Here is a 19095-nt window from a genome sequence, read left to right on the forward strand (position 1 = left end):
ATGAAAAATACAAGAATCCTGCAAGCTGGTGCGCTGCTGCTGACTTTGTTAGCCAGCAGCGTGATGGCCGCAGTCTCTGAACAAGAAGCGGCTCAGTTGGGTACCAGCCTGACGCCGCTGGGCGGGGAAATGGCTGGCAATGCCGATGGCAGTATCCCTGCCTGGGATGGTGGTCTGTCTACCAGTGCGGCGGCTGTCGATGGCAAGGGGTTCCTCGCTGACCCCTATGCTGGTGAGCAACCTCTTTTTACGATTACCGCAGCCAATGCCGAGCAGTACAAAGACAAATTGTCAGCCGGTCAGATGGCCATGCTCAAGCGCTACGCGGATAGCTACAAGATCCCGGTTTACCCTTCGCATCGAACCACCTCCGTGCCTGCAGCGATTGCCGATGCGGCCAAGGTCAGTGCGGTCAATACCACGCCCGTAGACGGTGGTAACGGCCTGCAGAACTTCAATGCCAGCCGTTACTACGCCTTTCCCATTCCCAAGACAGGCGTTGAGGTGATCTGGAACCACATCACCCGTTACCGTGGCGGTAACACCCGCCGCGTGGTGACTCAGGCGACGCCGCAGACCAATGGCTCCTACAGCCTGGTCAAGTTCGAAGATGAAGTGGCCTTCCCGGCGGATATGCCCGATCTTGATCCGGCCAAAGGCAGCAATGTCTTGCTGTATTTCAAGCAGCGAGTGACTGCACCGTCGCGCTTGGCCGGTAACGTGCTGCTGGTTCACGAGACCATCGACCAGGTCAAGGAGCCGCGCCTGGCGTGGATCTACAACGCCGGTCAGCGCCGCGTGCGCCGCGCTCCGCAGGTGGCCTATGACGGCCCAGGTACTGCCGCCGATGGTATGCGTACCGCCGACAACTTCGACCTGTTCTCCGGGGCGCCAGATCGTTACGACTGGCAACTGGTCGGCAAGAAGGAGATGTATATCCCCTACAACAGCTACAAGCTTGATTCGCCGTCACTGAAGTACGACGACGTGATCAAGGCCGGGCATATCAATCAGGACCTGACTCGTTACGAGTTGCACCGGGTTTGGGAAGTGGTTGCCACGCTGAAGAGCGGTGAGCGGCATATCTATGCCAAGCGTCACATGTATGTCGATGAGGACAGCTGGCAGATAGCGCTGGTCGATCATTACGATGGCCGTGGTCAGCTTTGGCGTGTTGCCGAAGGTCATGCGCAGCACTACTACAACCATCAAGTGCCGGGCTACACCCTTGAGGCGCTGTATGACCTGGTGGCCGGTCGTTACCTGGCACTGGGCATGAAAAACGAAGAGAAGTCGGCGTATAACTTTGGTTTCAAAGCCACCGCCGCCGACTACACGCCAGCCGCACTGCGCAGCTCCGGCGTTCGCTAGGCCAATAACCTGCACGTGTTACTCCGTAATTGGGCGGCCTGCGGGCCGCCTTTTTTATCGCCCGCCATCACCTGTCGTGATAGAGCTGTGAGCGATAGGCATGGAGGTTTAGCCTGTAAGGATCCGGTTCCTGCAAGAACAATAAATCGAGCCGTCATGAACGCATTAGCGCCTTTCCCGCAAAGCGCCGCAGCGTCGTCCTGTGGCAGCGTGCAGCGCCCGCCGCCTGGGCATATCTCCCGGCTATCAGTGCAACAGCGGCTGCTGGCGCACGACTGCCGCCTGCGTTTGCTGGTTGGCCCGGCTGGCTTTGGCAAAACCGTGTTGCTGGCCGACTGCGCCCGTGAGTGCCCGGCCGATTATCGTCTGCTCTGGCTGACCTGCGCTGGCGAAGATCTGTGCGCCGAGCAACTGGCTCAGCAGCTCAGCAAGCTGCTCGACTACCCCGCAGACCTCAGTAGTGGCGAGCTGCTGGCGACCCTGGCGCAGGAGTTGCGGCTGCTGTGGATCATGCTCAATGACTACCCGGCGCAGCCGAATCACGCCTTCGATGGTTTCCTCAATCAACTGCTGATGATCACCCCGCCTGGTATCTGCTGGTGGCTGGGGAGTCGCCGGCGCCCGGCATGCAACCTTTCGCGCCTGTTGTTGGAGGGCGAACTGCTTGAGCTGGGCGCCAGCGAACTGGCCTTCAGCGAAGCGGAAGTGCTGGCCTGGCTGCAGCAGCTGGACCCAACCCGCAGTGCCTGGGCGCACGATCTGCATGAGTTGACCCAGGGCTGGCCGGCGGCCTTGCGCCTGCGTCTGCTGGCAGCTCAGGCCGAGCCGACTGTACTGGGCGCGCCGCAGGAGGGTGAGCATGACCAACTGCTTGCTGAGTATGTCGAGCGCGAAGTGTTGCAAGGGTTGCCGGATGAGCTGTTGCAGATGCTCCAGCAGCTGGCCCAATTGCCGCGCTTCAACCCGGCGCTGTGTGAGCACCTGTTTGGTGTGGGCGAGGGCGCGCAGTGGTTACGCGCGCTGATCGAGCGCGGCGTGTTTATTCAGGAACTGGACGCGGCCAAGGGCTGGTATGTGCTGTTCCCACCGCTGGCCCGTTTGCTGCAGCGGCAGGCGCAACACCTGCCGTGCAGCGCATTGCATGTGCATGCCAGTCAGTGGTTTGCCAACCATGGTGATATTCGCGCAGCGGTGGAGCATGCCTTGCTGGCCGGGCAACCGGACGTGGCCGGTAGTTTTCTTGAGCGTTTTACCGAAGAACAGGTGCTGCAAGGTCAGGACCTGGCGCTGATTCTGCGTTGGCGCAGCGAGCTACCGGACAGCCTGCTGTGCAGTACGCCGCGGCTGATTCTGCTCAACGCCTGGGTGTTGCTGCTGGTCGGCCGTCTGGATGAGGCGCAGGTCTGTATCAATCAGCTGGCACGTTTTCAGCCGCGCAGCGATGGCGCGCGAACCCGTGAGCTGTTCGCTCACTGGCAAGCCATCCAGGGCATCATTGCCTATGGCCGAGTTTGTGCCGTGGATGCTCGCGCCCACCTGCATGATGCCCTGCAGGGGCTGCCGCAAAGTGCGTGGTCGCAGGCGTTGCTGTGCCGTTCGGCATTGACCCTGGTGGCCATTGGCGAAGGTCAGCTGGAGGTGGCACAGAAACTCAGTTTTGAAGCCTTGAAACAGGCACGCCTGCATGGCAACCCAGTGTTTGAAGCCCTGCTGGAGCTGGATCACGCCTTGTTGCTGGAAACGCGCGGTGAATTTGCCCGTGCCGAAGCGCTGCTGCAGCGGGTGCTGACGGCAACTGCGCCGACCGCCTTGCGCAACACGCCGGTGCTGGCGCGGCTTGAGCTGCGCCTGGGGCGTCTGCAGCTGCGCCAGAACCGTGCGGATGAAGCGCAGGCAGCGCTGCAGCGCGGGCTTGAGCATGCCCTCGCCTGCGGCGATCCAGGTGCGTTTCATGGCTACCTCGGTCTGGCCGAGTTGGCGATGGGGCAGGGCGATATGGCCACAGCCTTTGCGCACCTTGGGCAGGCCGAACGGCAGATGCAGCGTCAGCGCGTCAATGAAACCCTGTACCGCGGTACCCTGTTGCTGGCCAGCAGTCATCTGTGGATTGCCCAGGGCCACTATGCGCGGGCGCGCGTCGCAGCGACGCGGGTATTGGGTTATGCGCAGCGGGTTAAAGCCGTGCTGCCGACGCCAAATTTCCCCGAGCTTATCCCTCGATTCAAGGCGCTATTGCTGCAGCTGGATCGTGTGCAGGGCGAAGATGTACGCGAGCCCCTGCGGCAGTTGCTGGAGCAGGTGGCAGGCCAGGGCCGGCAGGCATTGGTCAGCGACTTGTGGCTGAGCTATGCCGACGCCTGCGCAGCCTGTGACGATAAGGTGGGCGCCGAACAGGCCCGCCAGACTGGCCAGGCGCTGCAGCGGCGCCTGGGTTATCTGCGTCCGTGGTTTCGCGTCGCCAGCCAGGTTGATGGCGCGACGAATGCTGTGCCTGCCAGCGCCAATGCACTAAGCAGTCGCGAACTGGCGGTACTTGGCTTGATCGCCCAGGGGCTGTCCAATCAGGAAGTGGCCGAACAGCTGTTTATTTCCCTGCATACGGTCAAGACCCACGCACGGCGGATCAACGGCAAACTGGGGGTGGCGCGGCGCACTCAGGCGGTGGCCAAGGCCAAGGCGTTGGGCTTTTTTTAGGGTCTGTTGCCGTTTCGTTCGCGGCCGCGCCGAAACGGCAGCAGACCCTAGTGCAGCGCCGGGCTGGCGCTGAGCTGGCGCAGGCGTTGGCTGAGTTGCAGGTGCTGCGCCGGGTCATCGCTGAGCAGCAGGGCGCATTGCAGGTCGAAGCGCTCGCCCTGTGGGCAATCGAGTAATTGATAAATCTCCGCGCGGGCCAGGTGGTCATGCAAGGTCGGTGTGCCGAGCAGCAGCACGCGCTCGGCATCGCGCAGCGCGGCCAGCGGGTCATCATCCAGTTGATGCAGTTGCCGCAGGTTGCGTGACAGACGCTGCAACATGCTGCGCGCGTCGCAAGGCTGCAGCTGGCTGGCGTTTAATTCGGCAGTCGGGCCTAAGTGGCGCTGCAACAGCTCGCGGCACTCGCGGGTATACAGCCGGCGGCCGCTGCACGGGTCGAGTAGATGATCGGCACCCGGTACGCGCAGCAGGAAATGCCCGGGAAAGTTCACTCCCTGGAGCGGAATCGCCAAGCGCCTGGCCAGTTCCAGGGCGAGCAGGGCCAGGGAAAGCGGCTGGCCGCGGCGGCGTAGCAACAGCTGATCCAGCAGCGCGGCCCTTGGCCGTAGCGGGCGTTCGTCGTCTTCATGAAAATCCAGCTCACTCAACCGGCGCAGCAGCGGTTGCGCCAGTTCCTGCAGCGGCAGATTGGGTAAGCCCTGGCTGACCTGCTGCTGCAGACCGTTGAGGCGTTGCAGCACTTCGGCCGGTTGCAGCGTGGGCTGGTGTTCCGCGGCAATCCACAGCGCCGCCTCGAACAGTGCAGGCGGGTTCTGCTCCAGGCAGGCAAGGCAGGCGGCGCGTGGGGTCATATTCATCTCCCGTGTCTGTGCTTTGTAGTCAAGCGCCTAACCTTCGTCCAGTACATTGCCGCGTCTGCGCTATGCCATGGTGTTGTCTGTGTCTCTGAATAAGGAAATCAAGGATGTCTGCCGCCATACGGCACTATGCCCTGACGCTGATAATGCTGTTCAGTCCCCTGCTAAGTGCTGCGCAAACCCCGCAAGAGAAACTGTTGGCCCAAGAACTATCAACCTACCGGCTGCTAACCCTTTTCCATCTATTGCGGCTTGAGCAGGGGGCTGCCGAAGTACAGCTTCGCCTGCAGGCTGAAGTGGAAAATTTTCAGCGTTTAATGCAAGTGCAGAGCGATGAGTCGCTAGCCAACCTTCTGCCTCACGCACAGCGCTTTCAGACTGCGTTGTTGAGTTGTGCCCAAATAAACGGCGACATTGACTTTTATGCGCTCGATGAGCTGTCACAGAGTGCCCATGGCCTGTTGCAATTCATCCGGCAGCATCAGGTTCAGTTGGTGAATAGCCCAGCCACGATGGACCTACGTCAGGCTGTATTGATGCAGCAAATTGCCGCTGAATATGTTCGCGAGGCTGCCAGCTTTGATTCCGGTTCTGCGGTTTATGACAGTGTGCAGGACTTACATGAACCCGTTGATGTTCTGGCTCAAACGTTCAGCCAAGGTCTTGAGCAACTGCAACAGTCCACGGGTGAAAACGCCGATCAGCGCGGCAAGCTGGAGCAGGTACGGGTGATCTGGAATTACATCGAGCGGCCGTTGCTTGGCTACCGTGAGCGCTCATTGCCCTTTGTGATCAGCCGTTACAGCGAGCAGATCGTCACCTTGCTGGTTAACTGATCGCCGGGGGCTTGTTATTGAGTGCGGCGCCTATACTGATCTGCAAATCAGTACGGGAGCCACAGCATGTTCGCCATGATGGAAACCGCCCGGCTGGAGTCGCTGCACTTCGCCGTGGACCCGCTGACCGGTCTGCAGGCCATGATCGCCATTCACAACAGTCGACTGGGGCCTGCGTTGGGCGGCTGCCGTTATCTACCCTATGCCGACACGCAAAGCGCTATTGAAGATGTGCTGCGTCTGGCCAAAGGCATGAGCTACAAGGCAGCGTTGGCCGGCCTACAACAGGGCGGCGGCAAAGCGGTGATTATCCGTCCCGCGCATGTCGATAATCGCGGCGCGCTGTTTGAAGCCTTCGGACGGTTTATCGAAACCCTTAACGGCCGCTACATCACCGCCATGGACAGCGGTACCTCCAGTGTCGATATGGACTGCATCGCCCAGCACACCCAGCATGTCACCAGCACCACGGCCGAGGGTGATCCGTCACCGCACACGGCGTTGGGCGTGTTTACCGGTATTCGCGCCACCGCCCTGGCGCGCCTCGGCAGTGACAACCTGGAAGGTTTGCGGGTGGCGATTCAGGGGCTGGGTAATGTCGGTTATGCGCTGGCCGAGCAACTGCATGCTGCGGGTGCCGAGCTGCTGGTCAGCGATCTGGATCATGGCCGCGTACAACTGGCGGTCGAGCAGCTGGGTGCGCGGCCGGTGGCCAGCGAAGCCCTGCTCGCCACGCCGTGCGACATCCTCGCGCCGTGCGGGTTGGGCGGTGTGCTAAACAGCGCGAGTGTCGGTCAGCTGCGTTGTTCGGCAGTGGCAGGGGCGGCGAACAACCAATTGGCCAGTGCCGATATTTCCGACAGCTTGCAGGCGCGGGGGATTCTCTATGCGCCGGATTACGTGATCAATGCGGGCGGTCTGATCTACGTGGCGCTGAAGCATCAGGGGGAAAGTCTGGTGGCAATCACCGCGCACCTGACGCAGATCAGCCGGCGGCTGACCGAGATATTTGGCCATGCCCAGGCCGATAAGCGCTCACCGGCAAGGGTCGCCGATGCGATTGCCGAGCGCTTGTTATATGGCTGAACAAGCGCACCACTATGTGGGAGGGGCATTGGCCGCGATCCTGCGATCACAAACCGGCGATTAAAAGCTCGCCGCTAAAGCGCCTCCCACGGCGCAGTTGATATTGACCAGAAACACAAAACCCCAGTTATTGACTGGGGTTTTGTTTATCGCTGCGAGCTTTACTCGGCAGCAGGTTCGCTCAGTTCACTCAAGGCGTCGGGCTGGTTCTTGAACGCCTTGGCGAAGATCTCACGGTTCTTCGCCATGTAGATGCCCAGCTCTTCACCCTGGGCTTCATTCAACGATGGCACGGCTTTCTGCAGCACCTCGGTGAGCAGCTCGGCCAGTTCGAGCATTTTGTCATGACGGTCGGCTTCGGCTTTATCCATAAACAAACGCTCCAAATCCCGGCTGCTGCGGTACACCACTTCGACGGCCATTCATCACCTCTACGCCTTCACGCTGATGGTTAAATTTAACTGTTTATTTATACAGGTTTGCGAGCATAAAGAACTCGCACCATTTTGAACAGCAGCAATTGCCATGCCGGCTCGCAACATAACCTATTTCCGAGACATTGCTGTATTCGCCTAAGTGACACTTGGTATCAAATGAAATATATTCGCATTTAATTTCTTGGCAAAATTCCAGAGCATGCCGTGGCGGCACCAGTCGATCATCTTCACGTCTTTTCGGGTCTGTATCGCGGTCATCACAGCTGGCTGCTCGGCTGGCTCAGGCAGCGCCTGGGTTGCCCGGATAATGCGGCTGACCTGGCGCAGGACACCTTCGTGCGCTTACTCAACCAGCGCGCACCCATGGAGGTGCGCGAGCCCAGGGCATTCCTGGCCAGCATTGCCCGTGGTTTGCTGATCGACCATTACCGCCGCAGTGACCTGGAAATGGCCTATCTTGAGGCCCTGCGCCATTTGCCGGAGGCAGAGATGCCGTCACCTGAGCGGCAGGTGCTGGTCATGGAAACGCTGATCGAAATTGACCGCCTGCTCGACGGCCTCAAGCCGCGGGTGCGTGAGGCCTTCCTGCTGTCCCAGCTCGAGGGCCTGGGTTATGCACAGATCGCCGAGCGTCTGGGCTTGTCGGTCAGCTCGATCCAGCAGTACATGACCCAGGCCTTCAGCCATTGTTACAAGGCGCTGTACCCATGACTGTACTGACCGATGAGGTGGTCGAGCAGGCTATTGCCTGGCGGGTGCGTCTGGTTTCCGGCGAGGCCAGTGCCGACGACGCGCAGAGCTGCCTGCATTGGCGTCAGCAGGCGCCCCAACATGAACAGGCTTGGCAGCGCCTTGAGGTCATAGGTCAGCGTTTTGCCGGCGTGCCGGCGCAACTGGGGCAGGCCACGCTGCGTCAGCCTGTGGTCGATCCGGCCAGGCGGCGAGCGCTCAAGCACCTGGCCTGGTTCGGTACCGCCAGCGGCATCGTGTTGCTGGGGCAGCAGTGGCAACCCTGGCAACCGCTGCTGGCTGAGCAGCGTACCGCCGTTGGCGAGCGGCGCAGGCTGAGCTTGGCGGATGGGGCGACCTTGCACCTGAACAGCGCGACGGCGCTGGATATCGATTACAGCGCCGAACGGCACTTGATCCGCCTGTATCGCGGTGAGTTGCTGCTCAGCAGTCTTGCGAGTACTCAAGCCGAGCCCTGGCTACTGAGTACTGAACAGGGTGTGCTGCAGGCGCAGCAGGCGCGTCTGCTTCTGCGGGACAACGGGGCCAGCTGCATGCTCGAGGTCTATGCCGGTGTGGTGCAGGTGCGCCCGCGTGCGGCGCCCAGCCAGCGGTTCGGGGCGGGGCAGCGAGTACAGTTCGATGCCCAGGGCATCTCTGAGCGCGGGGCTGCAGATGAGCTGCGCAGCAGTTGGGTGGACGGTGTGCTGGTCGCGCAGCAGATGCCTTTGGCGCAGTTTGTTGGCGAACTGGAGCGCCAGCGCAGCGGTGTCCTGCGCTGCGACCCTGCGGTGGCCGCACTGCGTATTTCCGGCGTGTTCCCCCTGGCGGACAGCGACCGGACATTGCGCGCCTTGAGTCAAACGCTGCCGGTTAAGGTGGTTTATCGCAGCCGTTACTGGGTCACGGTAGTGCCTGCCTAAAAGCCTAAATTATTTTTTGCAGGTTTTTTGCGCTGGTTCGGCCTCCTTGGCAGTCATCACTTGAATGCTTGCCGAAGGAGTCGTCATGCCCGCCGTTGCAATTCGTCCTAAACCCCTGGCTTGCGCCATACGCGCCGCTGCTTTTGCTCTGGCTTTGCCGTTGTTGAGTCCAGTGCTGGCCTGGGCCGAACCGGCTGCGCAGCGTTATCAAATCGAAGCCGGTGATTTGGAAACTGCCCTGACTCGGTTTGCCCGCCAGGCGGGCGTGTTATTGAGTTTCGATCCTTCACTGACGGCAGGCCGGCAGAGCGCCGGCCTGCAGGGTGACTACAGCGCCACCGAGGGTTTTGCCGTACTGCTTGGTGGTTCAGGCCTGCAGGCGGTCATGGCGGCTGATGGCAGCTATCGCCTGCAACGCCTCACCACTACCGGCACCCTGCAGTTGCCTAGCGCCAGTGTGATCGGCGAGCTGGACAGCCCGGTCGGCGAAGACCGTGGCTATGTGGCGCGTAACAGCCGCAGTGCAAGCAAAACCAACACCGCCCTGCATGAAACGCCGCGTTCGGTGTCGGTGGTGACGCAGCAGCAGATGGATGATCGCAATGTCGTCAGCATCAGCGATGCGCTGCGTTATTCGGCGGGTATCCAGGCCGGTTACTTCGGTGAGGACAACAAGCAGGACTGGTTTATTCTGCGCGGCTTCAAGCAGGCCAATAACGGTCTGTTTCAGGATGGCGTGCGCGTCTATTCCAGCGGCTTCTACAGCTGGCAGGTCGACCCGTACAGCCTGGAGCGGGTTGAAGTGCTCAAGGGGGCATCCTCGGTGTTGTACGGTCAGGCCACGCCGGGCGGAGTGATCAACCTGCAGAGCAAGCGGCCGACACTGGAGCAGAAGAATGAAGTCGGGGTGCAGTACGGTAGCTTCCAGCGCAAGCAGGTGCACCTGGATGTGGGCGGCAAGTTGGATGAGCAGGGTGATGTGCTCTACCGCGTGGTCGGGCTGTCTCGTGACAGCGGCACCCAGGTGGATGATGTTGGCAGTGAGCGCCTGTTGTTGGCGCCTTCGCTGACCCTGAATTTCAACGCCGACACCTCGCTGACCCTGCTGGCCAGCGTACAGAAGGACAACGCCGACCCACAGCTGCAGTTTCTGCCGGCCGAGGGCAGCCTGATCGGAAGCGTCAATGGGCAGATCGACGATGAAACCGCGCTGGGCAACCCCGCCTATGAGAAGTTCGACCGCACTCAGGCGACGCTGGGTTATGAGCTGAATTACCGCTTAAGCGATGCCTGGGACTTTCAGCAGAACTTCCGCTACGGCGAGCTGAATGTCGACTTGCGTCAGATGTATTACGCAGGGCATGCCATCGACGTGCTCAATAGCGCAGCCGCCGCAACAGCCAAGCAGTTCAGCATTCCACTGGCGATGGCGTTCGGCCTTGTCAGCGCGCAGTACCCGGACCTTAACGACCCCAGCCGGCAGAAGGTGATGCGCGGCCTGACCTATACCGATGGCAGGGCCGACAACCTGTCGCTGGACAATCGTCTGGTCAATTACTGGCAGGGCGCGGGGGTTGAAAACACCTTTCTGCTCGGGGTCGATTATCAGCAGTTGAATATCAACGAAAAGGGTTTTGCCGCTGACCCCTTGATCCGTGAACCGTTGAATATCTACCAGCCCAGCTACGCCGCCAGCACTACGCTGCTCAACCCCGCGACACTGGCCGTGCTCGGGCCGCAGGACCTGCAGGATAAGCGCACCCGTGCCGACCAGCTGGGGTTCTACCTGCAGGAGCAGCTGAAGCTGGATGAGCGCTGGGTGCTGCTGCTCGGCGGTCGTTTCGATAACGCGCGTTCCGATCTGGATAACCGCAGCACTGGCGTTCACAAGAGCATCCGCGATGAGGAGTTCACCTGGACGGCGGGGGCGGCTTACCTGGCCGACAACGGCCTGACGCCTTATGTCAGCTACTCGGAGTTTTTCCTGCCGGTGGCGGATATCAACATCAGCACCGGCGAGCCTTACCAGCCGGAAAGTGGTGAGCAACTGGAGCTGGGATTGAAGTACCAGCCCGCAGGCTTTGCCGGGGCCTTCAACCTGGCGCTGTTCGAGCTGACCCAGCAGAACGTGCGCAAGAATACCGTCGCCGGTACCCGCACCCAGCTGGGGGAGGTGCGCAGCCGTGGCCTGGAGTTCGAGGCCAGCGCCGATCTCAGCGACAACCTCAGTCTGGTCGGTTCGCTGACCCTGCTCGACGCGCAAACTCGCAAGACCACGGTGCTGCAAGAACAGGGCAAAACCCCCTCGCAGGTAGCCGAGCGCATGGCTTCGCTGTGGGCCACCTATGCCTTCCAGGGGCCGTTGACGGGGCTGAAGGTGGGGGCAGGGGCGCGCTATACCGGCGAGAGCTATGGCGACAACCGCGAGACCGATGCGCTGCGTGTGCCGTCCTACAGCCTCTACGACGCCATGCTCAGCTACCAGTTGAACGATGTGACCCTGCAGCTCAACGCCAACAACCTTGGCGACAAGGAGTACGTCGCCACCTGCGATTACTACTGCTGGTACGGCAACCGCCGCAACCTGATCGCCAGTGTCAGCTATGCCTGGTAAGGCGTATTCAGGCAGCCGCGGGACGCGCTGGGGGATTGCCTCGCGCGTGCTGGCGGCGTTGTTTGGCGGCTATGGCCTGGCCTACGCGCTGACGGCGTTTGCAGCTGTCTATCTGCCCCTGGCTCGCGCCGATCGGGTGGTCTTCGCCAGCCTGGCGAGCTTTGCCGTCTGGACCGCCGCGGTGCTTTATGTATTTGCCGCGGCCAGCGCCTGGCGCGCCTGGGGCGGTCTGCTGGGTGCTACAGGGCTGCTTGGCCTGGCCGTGCTGTTGGCGGGGCAGTTCGGGATGCGGCCATGAAGTTGCGTCAGGCCATGGCGGGCCTGCACACCTGGGGCGGGTTGCTGCCGAGCTGGCTGCTCTACGTGATTATCTTCACCGGCAGCATCGCCTGCTTCGACAAGGAGCTGGAGCGCTGGATGCGCCCGGCGCTGCATGTGTCGCAAGAAAACACCCTGAGCGCCGATCAGTTGCGTGACTGGCTGGCGCAGAACGTCAGTGAGCCGCTGCATGCGACCTGGATCCATCCGCCGACCGCTCGCGAGCCATTCTGGCGCTTGATCTGGGTGCCTAATAACGGTGACGAGCAGCAGCGGCGACTATTCGCTCCCGATGGCCGCGAGCCGATGGCCGATACCCTCGGCGGCGAGTTCTTCTTCACCCTGCATTACAACCTGCAGGCCGGTTTGCCAGGCATGTACATAGTCGGCCTGGCCGGCATGTTTATGCTGGTGGCGCTGGTCTCCGGGGTGATACTGCATCGGCGCATCTTCAAGGATATGTTTACCCTCAGGCCGCAGGCCAATACCCAGCGCGCCTGGCTGGATGCGCACAACCTGTTCGGCGTGCTGGGGTTGCCCTTTCATCTGTTGATGGCCTATAGCGGTCTGGTGATCTTTGTCGCCTCTTATATGCCGGCAGGTGCTCAGGTGGCTTATCAGGGTGATATCGAGCACTTCTTCGGTGAGGTGGCGGGCAGCTATCACCGTGACGAGCTAAACCAGCCGGCTAGCAGGGCGGTGTCACTGGATGCGCTGCTTGCCGATGCGCGGCAGCGTTGGGGCGGTGGCGAGCCAGGCTGGTTGAATATCGAGCATCCCGCCGATGCCTCCGCCGTGGTGGCTGTGCGGCGTTACGATCGTTCGCGGATTGCCGCACCGCTGGACACCCTGAGTTACGACGCCGCCACCGGCGAGCTGCTTCACCGTCAGCAGGCCGCCACGGGCTACCGCGTCTACAACTGGCTGACCGGCCTGCATATGGCGCAGTTCGGTGACAGCCTGGTACGCCTGCTCTATCTACTGCTGGGGCTGTGTGGCTGCGCCATGCTGGTGGGCGGTTTGCGGGTCTGGCTGGCCAAGCGTGAAGCCCGTAGTGGTGTCGCGGTTGGCTGTGTACGGCTGCTTAATACGACGGTGTTCGCCGGCCTGCCCTTGGCCAGCTTGGCGTTGCTATGGGCTAATCGTCTGCTGTCGCAAAGCCTGGAATGGCGCGTCAGTGCTGAAGCCTGGGTATTCGTTCTGAGCTGGTTGCTGGTGGCCGTGTTGGCGCTGCTGTGGCGCGGGCAACCACGGCGTATGGCCCGGCTGCTATGGATCGTGGCGTCAGTATTGGCGTTGGGTTTGCCGCTGCTCAATGGCTGGAGTACGGACAATGGTCATTTGTTGGCCAGCCTCGGTCGCGATGATTGGGCGCTGGCTGGTATCGATCTGACGCTGTTGTTCGCCGGCCTGGTGTGTGCCGGCCTGGCCTGGCGTCTGCGCCCTCTTGAGGCGGCCGAGGGCCGGGGAAAAATTGGTGTGACAGCAGAGGAGCCGAGCTGATGCTGTGGCTGAGCTTTGCCCTGAGTTACCTGGCGCTGAGTGCAGTGTGCCTGTCGCAACCACGGCATCACCAACGGCTATTGCGTGCTGTCGTGTCCCGTTGGCGTCAGCGCCTGCTGCGTGGGCTAGCCGGCATGGCGATGGTGCTTGCACTGGGTTGTTGCGTGGTAGACCGCGGTCTGGAAATCGGCCTGGTCCTTTGGCTGTGCCAGTTGTTACTGGCGGCTGTTGGTTTGGTTGTACTGCTGGCCTGGCGCAGTGGCTGGGTGTTGCCACTGGCGGCGGGGTTGCCATTGGTTGCGACCTTGCTAGTGCTCTAGTGCTTTGTTGCGCATGCTGTGTCCTATACCAAGTGGCATGCATCTGTATCACTCTTGGCCTGGGCTTTGCCTCGCTAAACAAATGCACACAACAGCTAAGCAGACTGAAGGGGATGATGAGTGAGCAACGACAACTGGGCAAACCGTACACGGCAACAGGTGCATGGCGTGGCGGAGTCGCTGGGCAATCTGTTGATGGAGGCGTTCCACTACCTGGCGCTGTTCGCCATCGGCGCGATCACGGCCTGGGCGGCAGTGATGGCCTTTATTGGCATGCTGGAGAAGGGCCACATCACAGTCGATGACATCCTGTTGCTGTTTATCTACCTCGAGTTAGCGGCGATGGTGGGGATCTATTTCAAGACCAACCATATGCCGATCCGCTTCATGATCTATGTGGCGATTACCGCGCTGACCCGCCTGATGATTTCCGACATCTCGCACAACCATAAACCCGACATGGGTGTGGTGATGGTCTCCGGGGCTATCCTGCTGCTGGCGGTGGCGATCTTTGTGGTGCGCTATGCCTCGTCGCGCTTTCCAGCGGTGCAGGCTGACGGGCCGCGGAAAAAGACCAATCCGGCAGATGAAGCAGCAGAACGTGATGATGCGCAGAGTGATGACTAAGGTACAGATCCAGTCAGTCGCTTAATGGCGCAAACAGCGCCTGCAGATCGTCTTCGCTGAGCTGCAGCTGGGTCTGGCTGCCGCCTTCCAGCACACCGCGGGCCAGGTTGGCTTTGGCCTGTTGCAGCTGCTGGATCTTCTCTTCCACGCTGCCACGGGCGATCAGTTTGTAGACGAACACCGGCTTGTCCTGGCCGATGCGGTAGGCGCGGTCGCTGGCCTGTGCTTCGGCGGCCGGGTTCCACCAGGGGTCGAAGTGGATCACCGTATCGGCGGCGGTCAGGTTCAGGCCTGCGCCACCGGCTTTCAGGCTGATCAGGAAGATCGGCAGTTCGCCAGCCTGGAACTGCTGCACCGGGGTTCGGCGATCCTGGGTGCTGCCGGTAAGCTTGGCGTAGGGGATATTGCGTGTTTTCAGCTCGGCTTCGATCAACGCCAGCATCGAGGTGAACTGCGAGAACAGCAGCACCCGCCGACCTTCGGCAAACAGTTCTTCAAGCATTTCCAGCAGGCCGCTGAGCTTGCCGGAGTCCGCGCTGGTCAGGCTGCTGTCGCCGTCTTCGCCGAGCAGGCGCAGGTCGCAGCAGGCCTGCCGCAGGCGCAGCAGCGCCTCGAGAATCACGATCTGGCTGCGTGCCAGACCCTGACGGGCGATTTCCGCGCGGACCTTCTGGTCCATGGCCAGGCGCAGAGTTTCGTAACGGTCACGCTGCGCCGCGCTGAGTTCGACCCAGTGGGTGATTTCGGTTTTCGGCGGCAGCTCGCTGGCCACCTGCTCCTTGGTGCGGCGCAGGACAAAGGGCTTGATCCGTCCGGTGAGGTGCGCCAGGCGCTGCTGGTTGGCGTTCTTTTCAATCGGCGTGCGGTAGTCGCGGGTAAAGCTTTTACTGTCGCCGAGCCAGCCAGGCATCAGAAAGTTGAACAGCGACCACAGCTCGCCCAGGTGATTTTCCAGCGGTGTGCCGGTCAGGCACAGGCGTTGCCCGGCCTGCAGTTGCCCGGCAGCGACGGCGGCCTTGCTGCGCGGGTTCTTGATGTTCTGCGCCTCGTCGAGAATCAGAAGGCGATAGCGGTAGGCGGCCAGTGCCTTGAGGTCGCGCGGCAGCAGGGCGTAGGTGGTCAGGATGATCTGGTGCTCGTCGATCTGCTTGAACAGCGCGCGGCGCTTCGGCCCATGCAGCGCCAGTACCTTGAGCTGCGGGGTAAAGCGCGCGGCTTCATCCTGCCAGTTGGGTATCAGGCTGGTGGGCATGACGATCAGCGCTGGCTGCTGCAAACGCCCGGCGTTGAACTCGCAGAGGATATGGCCGAGGGTCTGCAGGGTTTTGCCCAGGCCCATGTCATCGGCCAACAGGCCGCCGACCTCCAGCTCGGCCAGGCCCTGCATCCAGGCCAGCCCTTGCAGTTGATAGGGCCGGAGCTCCGCTTGCAGGCCCGACGGCACTTGCAGGGGGACGCTGTCCAGGCGCTGTAGGCGTTTGGCGAAGTCGCGCAGCTGGTCGCCGCCTTGCCAGCTGACTGCCGGGCCTTCTTGCAGGTGATTCAGCCGTGCGGCATCTAGGCGCGACAGGCGCAGGCGCTGGTTGGACTCGCCCGGTTCACGCACGAACAGCTCGCCCAGGGTTGCCAGCAGCGGTTTCAGTCGCGCCAGCGGCAGGGCCACGCGCTTGTGGTTGTGCGGCAGGCTGACCAGCAGCACCTCATCGTCATCGCGCTTGTTCAGCGCTTCGCCATTGAGCAGCCAGGGTGCGCGGCGGATGGCTTGCAGCAGAATCGGCAGCAGGCTGATGCGTTGGCCTTCTACCTCGATACCCAGTTCCAGATCGAACCAGTTCTGCTCGGGGTCTTCCTCAACTTCGGCGTACCAGTCATCTACCGGTGTCAGGTTGAACTGGAAGTCCGGTTGCATGCGGATCTGCCAACCCTCTTCACGCAACAGCGGCAATTGCTCGCGGACAAACAGCAGCCAGGCGGCCTCGTTGGGCTGCTCGTAGGCTTCGCCGGCGCTTTCCGGCAGCGCTTCGCTCTGTCGCAGGGCCACTTGCAGGCCGGTTTGCTCCAGGCGCTTGCGCAGTTGGGTTTCAGCGCTGAGGTCGCGCACGATGCGCAGGCTGAGGCCGGGGCCCTGTTTGATCAGCAGGTCTTTGCCCTGTTTGCCGGAGGCCAGGTGGCCCTGGTAGGCGAAGGCCAGGGCGGCGCGGTGTTGGGTCTGCTCCTGCATGCGGCCCTTGCGCGCATCGAAGTGCACGCGCACGAGGCTGCCGAGGCTCAGCACCGGCGCCGGTTGCAGATTCTCCAGGCATTCTTCTCGAACCTGCGGGTTGCTGACGATCAGCGGCGACAGATCGACGCCCTGTTCCTGCTGGGTTTGCAGCGTGAGCAGGGCGCTGGCCACGTGTTTGCAATTGAAGCCCACCGGGCAACTGCAATGGCCGGTCACGCCCCAGCCCTGGCCGTAAGGGTGCAGGGTGATGCGCTGTTGATAGGTTTGCGCACCGGAGCCACGGCAGCTGGCCAGCAGGGTGTTGTCCTTGAGGCTGAGCAAACGGCTGCGACCCTGTGCGGCATAGCCTTGGCCGCGCTGCAGATCGCCCACGCCGAATTCCGCGCGCCAGTCTTCCTGGCGCAGATGCAGGATGTCGAGGGCCATCAGTGGCACCGGGCGGGCGAGTGGATGAAGCGTGGCATGGGCAGCTTTCTCGAAGGCAGCCGATGATTCTTGCACAGCCTGCGTGGGATTAGCAGGCTGTTTTCAGGCTTAGGGGGCGCAAGCTGCGTTGTCTGATAGACGGGTATGCGGCGGGTTGATGCTGCTTGGCGTGGGGTCAGGGGCGTTGCAGGGCGGCGCGGTATTGCCCCGGCGTGGCGCTGAAGGCCTGGCGGAAACGGTTGTTGAAGTGGCTGGCGCTGGCAAAGCCGCAGGCCATGGCCACTTCAGCCAGTGCCAGCGTGCTGTGTTGCAGCAGTTGCTGGCCATGGCGCAGGCGCTGCGCTAGCACATAGCGGTGCGGCGGCAGGCCGAAGCTGAGCTGGAACATCCGCGCGAAGTGGTATTCGGAGAGCGCACACAAACTGGCCAGTTGCCCCAGGCTCAGCGGCTCACTGAGGTTGGCCTGGATAAAATCGCGCACTCGGCGGCGCTGGCTGGGGCCCAGGCCGCCGGTCAGGCGCAGGCCTTCGCGGCGGCCCACCTGGGACAGCAACGTGTGGTTGATCAGGCCGTGGGCCAGGCTGCTACTGAGCAGGCGCTCGGCCGGCTCCTGCCAATCCAGCTGGCTGAGCTGGCGAAAACGCTGGGCCTGCTGTGGGTCATCGAGAAAGGTGCCTTCGCGCAGTTCCAGTTCCCGTGGTTCACGGTCCAGCAGGTTGACGGCCGCCAGGGCGAACTGCTCCTGGTTGATGTACAGGTGGGCCAGCTGGATTTCACCGTTGATCACCCACTCCGACTGATGCCCCGCCGGGAGGATGCACAGCTTGTTCGGCGCGCCTTTGCTTTGTGGGCTTTCGCGGCGGAAGGTGCCGGTGCCGCCGGCCAGGTAGCAGGAGAGAGTGTGATGGCTGGGGGCTTCGTAGTCGCGGGCATCATGGCGGTTGCTCCACACGGCTGCTGCCAGCCCGTCACCCAGCTCGGCACTACGGTGCAGGCGGGTGTTGGGCGAGCTGTGCATGCTCTGGAAAACCTGTAGGTGCTCAAGTTGCGACATAAATCCTCCGTCGCGCCATGCTACGCCGGACATGCCCGCGTGCCAGCCCCCGCAGGCAGAAAAGCGCAAGATTATGCAAGCTGGGGCTATTTGTAGCTGTCGAGGATTTCCAGGTAGCGCGGCTGCAGCTTGAGCGCATTCAGGCTGTTCTGCAGGCGGGTGAGCTGCACCGCGTCGGTATCCAGGCTGAAGGCGTAATACATGGCGCTTTCCTTGAGCACATGCACTGGGGTGAAGTCGTGGCTGTGCATGTCCAGGTTGCGGATAAACCAGTAGGCGGTGGTCTCATCATAGGCCCACAGGTCGATGCGGCTGTTATGCAGCAGGTTGGCCAGCTGAATCGCGCTGGCAGAGATCTGCAGCTGGTTGTCGCTGATGCCAAGACTGTTAAGCAGGTGATGGCCGACATCATCGCGAATCACGCCGATGCGGTGCGTGCTGAGATCTGCCGGTTGCTTGATCTGTAGCTGGCGATCCTTGCGCGCTAATAGCACGATGCGGCTGGGCAAGATCGGCCCGACCCACTTGAACTGCGGGCCGCGCTCATCGGTGCGGGTCATGGAGAACAGCAGTACGCCGGGGCCCTTGCGTGCCATCTGGTAACCGCGGGCCCAGGGCAGTGAGCGAATATCCCGGCGCTCGATGGGCAGGCCGGCGCTGGCGGCCGCCTCCAGCAGGATGTCCACAGTAATGCCGCGGGCGATGCCGCTTTCGGTGTAGTTGTAGGGCGGGAATTCTTCGGTGATGAAGTCCAGCGACTCCCACTTGGCTTCGGCATGCAGTACCGACGGCGCGAGCAAACAGAGGAAAACCAGCGCAAGCGCGTTGCCCAGGCGAGAAAACATGCGGCGTACCTCAGGTTACAGATGCCGGTCAGACCGGTGGTGCACCAGGAGCCGCAGCGGCCCCTTCGTTATTGACGCTAGCTTGCCCGGCAAGGGCTGTCGAATGGTGCGATAGACCACTCGGCGCATGGCTGTGCAGATGGCTTGTTAGCCCTTGTGGCCTCGGTTGCCACTCGGGGGCGCTTGACGGTGGGCACACTGGTCAATGTATATTCGAGAATTCGTATATAT

Annotated in this window: 16 protein-coding genes; 11 read left to right on the top strand and 5 right to left on the bottom strand. The window is 61.9% G+C overall.

Annotated elements, in window-relative coordinates; genetic code table 11:
* Positions 1–1371 (top strand): DUF1329 domain-containing protein, encoded by a 1371-nt coding sequence (locus ACIN8IBEIGE_RS02945; protein ID WP_160013340.1) that lies wholly within the window; start codon positions 1–3, stop codon positions 1369–1371.
* A gap of 156 nt (positions 1372–1527) precedes the next feature.
* Positions 1528–4065 (top strand): LuxR C-terminal-related transcriptional regulator, encoded by a 2538-nt coding sequence (locus ACIN8IBEIGE_RS02950; RefSeq protein WP_160013341.1) that lies wholly within the window; start codon positions 1528–1530, stop codon positions 4063–4065.
* A gap of 47 nt (positions 4066–4112) precedes the next feature.
* Here the strand turns inward: ACIN8IBEIGE_RS02950 and ACIN8IBEIGE_RS02955 are convergent, their stop codons facing one another.
* Positions 4113–4916: a transglutaminase family protein gene (locus ACIN8IBEIGE_RS02955; protein ID WP_160013342.1), complete on the bottom strand. Its 804-nt coding sequence runs from the start codon at positions 4914–4916 to the stop codon at positions 4113–4115.
* A 113-nt stretch (positions 4917–5029) separates the two neighbouring features.
* Between ACIN8IBEIGE_RS02955 and ACIN8IBEIGE_RS02960 the strand changes: the two genes are divergently transcribed.
* Complete coding sequence (locus ACIN8IBEIGE_RS02960) at positions 5030–5758, top strand: hypothetical protein (protein ID WP_160013343.1); 729 nt, start codon at positions 5030–5032, stop codon at positions 5756–5758.
* 66 nt (positions 5759–5824) lie between these two features.
* The gene (locus tag ACIN8IBEIGE_RS02965) at positions 5825–6844 is read left to right on the top strand and encodes a Glu/Leu/Phe/Val dehydrogenase dimerization domain-containing protein (protein ID WP_160013344.1); all 1020 of its coding nucleotides are present in this window, start codon (positions 5825–5827) and stop codon (positions 6842–6844) included.
* Between the two features lie 161 nt (positions 6845–7005).
* On the opposite strand, the gene ACIN8IBEIGE_RS02970 is transcribed toward ACIN8IBEIGE_RS02965, so the two are convergent.
* A complete protein-coding gene (locus tag ACIN8IBEIGE_RS02970; protein ID WP_090380848.1) occupies positions 7006–7266 on the bottom strand; it encodes a YebG family protein in 261 nt (86 codons plus the stop codon).
* A gap of 219 nt (positions 7267–7485) precedes the next feature.
* On the opposite strand from ACIN8IBEIGE_RS02970, the gene ACIN8IBEIGE_RS02975 reads away from it, so the two are divergent.
* The 7 genes from ACIN8IBEIGE_RS02975 (at position 7486) to ACIN8IBEIGE_RS03005 (ending at position 14315) form a co-directional block, all read left to right on the top strand.
* Positions 7486–7992, top strand: coding sequence for a sigma-70 family RNA polymerase sigma factor (locus ACIN8IBEIGE_RS02975; protein WP_160013345.1), 507 nt, complete (start codon positions 7486–7488; stop codon positions 7990–7992).
* A complete protein-coding gene (locus tag ACIN8IBEIGE_RS02980) occupies positions 7989–8933 on the top strand; it encodes a FecR domain-containing protein (RefSeq protein ID WP_160013346.1) in 945 nt (314 codons plus the stop codon). The genes ACIN8IBEIGE_RS02975 and ACIN8IBEIGE_RS02980 overlap by 4 nt, the downstream gene beginning before the upstream one ends.
* Positions 8934–9018: 85 nt before the next feature.
* Positions 9019–11547, top strand: a complete 2529-nt coding sequence (locus ACIN8IBEIGE_RS02985) for a TonB-dependent siderophore receptor (protein WP_160013347.1) — start codon at positions 9019–9021, stop codon at positions 11545–11547.
* Positions 11537–11845 carry a DUF3649 domain-containing protein gene (locus ACIN8IBEIGE_RS02990; protein ID WP_160013348.1) on the top strand — a complete coding sequence of 103 codons (309 nt, stop codon included), beginning with the start codon at positions 11537–11539 and terminating at the stop codon, positions 11843–11845. The genes ACIN8IBEIGE_RS02985 and ACIN8IBEIGE_RS02990 overlap by 11 nt, the downstream gene beginning before the upstream one ends.
* Positions 11842–13368, top strand: coding sequence for a PepSY domain-containing protein (locus ACIN8IBEIGE_RS02995; RefSeq protein ID WP_160013349.1), 1527 nt, complete (start codon positions 11842–11844; stop codon positions 13366–13368). The genes ACIN8IBEIGE_RS02990 and ACIN8IBEIGE_RS02995 overlap by 4 nt, the downstream gene beginning before the upstream one ends.
* Positions 13368–13688, top strand: coding sequence for a DUF3325 domain-containing protein (locus ACIN8IBEIGE_RS03000; RefSeq protein ID WP_160013350.1), 321 nt, complete (start codon positions 13368–13370; stop codon positions 13686–13688). The genes ACIN8IBEIGE_RS02995 and ACIN8IBEIGE_RS03000 overlap by 1 nt, the downstream gene beginning before the upstream one ends.
* Before the next feature lie 120 nt (positions 13689–13808).
* Positions 13809–14315, top strand: coding sequence for a phosphate-starvation-inducible protein PsiE (locus tag ACIN8IBEIGE_RS03005; RefSeq protein ID WP_160013351.1), 507 nt, complete (start codon positions 13809–13811; stop codon positions 14313–14315).
* 13 nt (positions 14316–14328) lie between these two features.
* On the opposite strand, the gene ACIN8IBEIGE_RS03010 is transcribed toward ACIN8IBEIGE_RS03005, so the two are convergent.
* From ACIN8IBEIGE_RS03010 to ACIN8IBEIGE_RS03020, 3 genes are all read right to left on the bottom strand, one after another.
* Positions 14329–16965 (bottom strand): DEAD/DEAH box helicase, encoded by a 2637-nt coding sequence (locus ACIN8IBEIGE_RS03010; protein ID WP_160013352.1) that lies wholly within the window; start codon positions 16963–16965, stop codon positions 14329–14331.
* A 175-nt stretch (positions 16966–17140) separates the two neighbouring features.
* Positions 17141–18019: a helix-turn-helix domain-containing protein gene (locus ACIN8IBEIGE_RS03015; RefSeq protein ID WP_160013353.1), complete on the bottom strand. Its 879-nt coding sequence runs from the start codon at positions 18017–18019 to the stop codon at positions 17141–17143.
* Positions 18020–18105: 86 nt separating this feature from the next.
* Positions 18106–18864, bottom strand: a complete 759-nt coding sequence (locus tag ACIN8IBEIGE_RS03020) for an ABC transporter substrate-binding protein (protein ID WP_160013354.1) — start codon at positions 18862–18864, stop codon at positions 18106–18108.
* Positions 18865–19095: the final 231 nt, after the last annotated feature.

Source organism: Pseudomonas sp. 8BK (assembly GCF_902506475.1).
Classification (GTDB): Bacteria; Pseudomonadota; Gammaproteobacteria; order Pseudomonadales; family Pseudomonadaceae; genus Aquipseudomonas; species Aquipseudomonas anguilliseptica.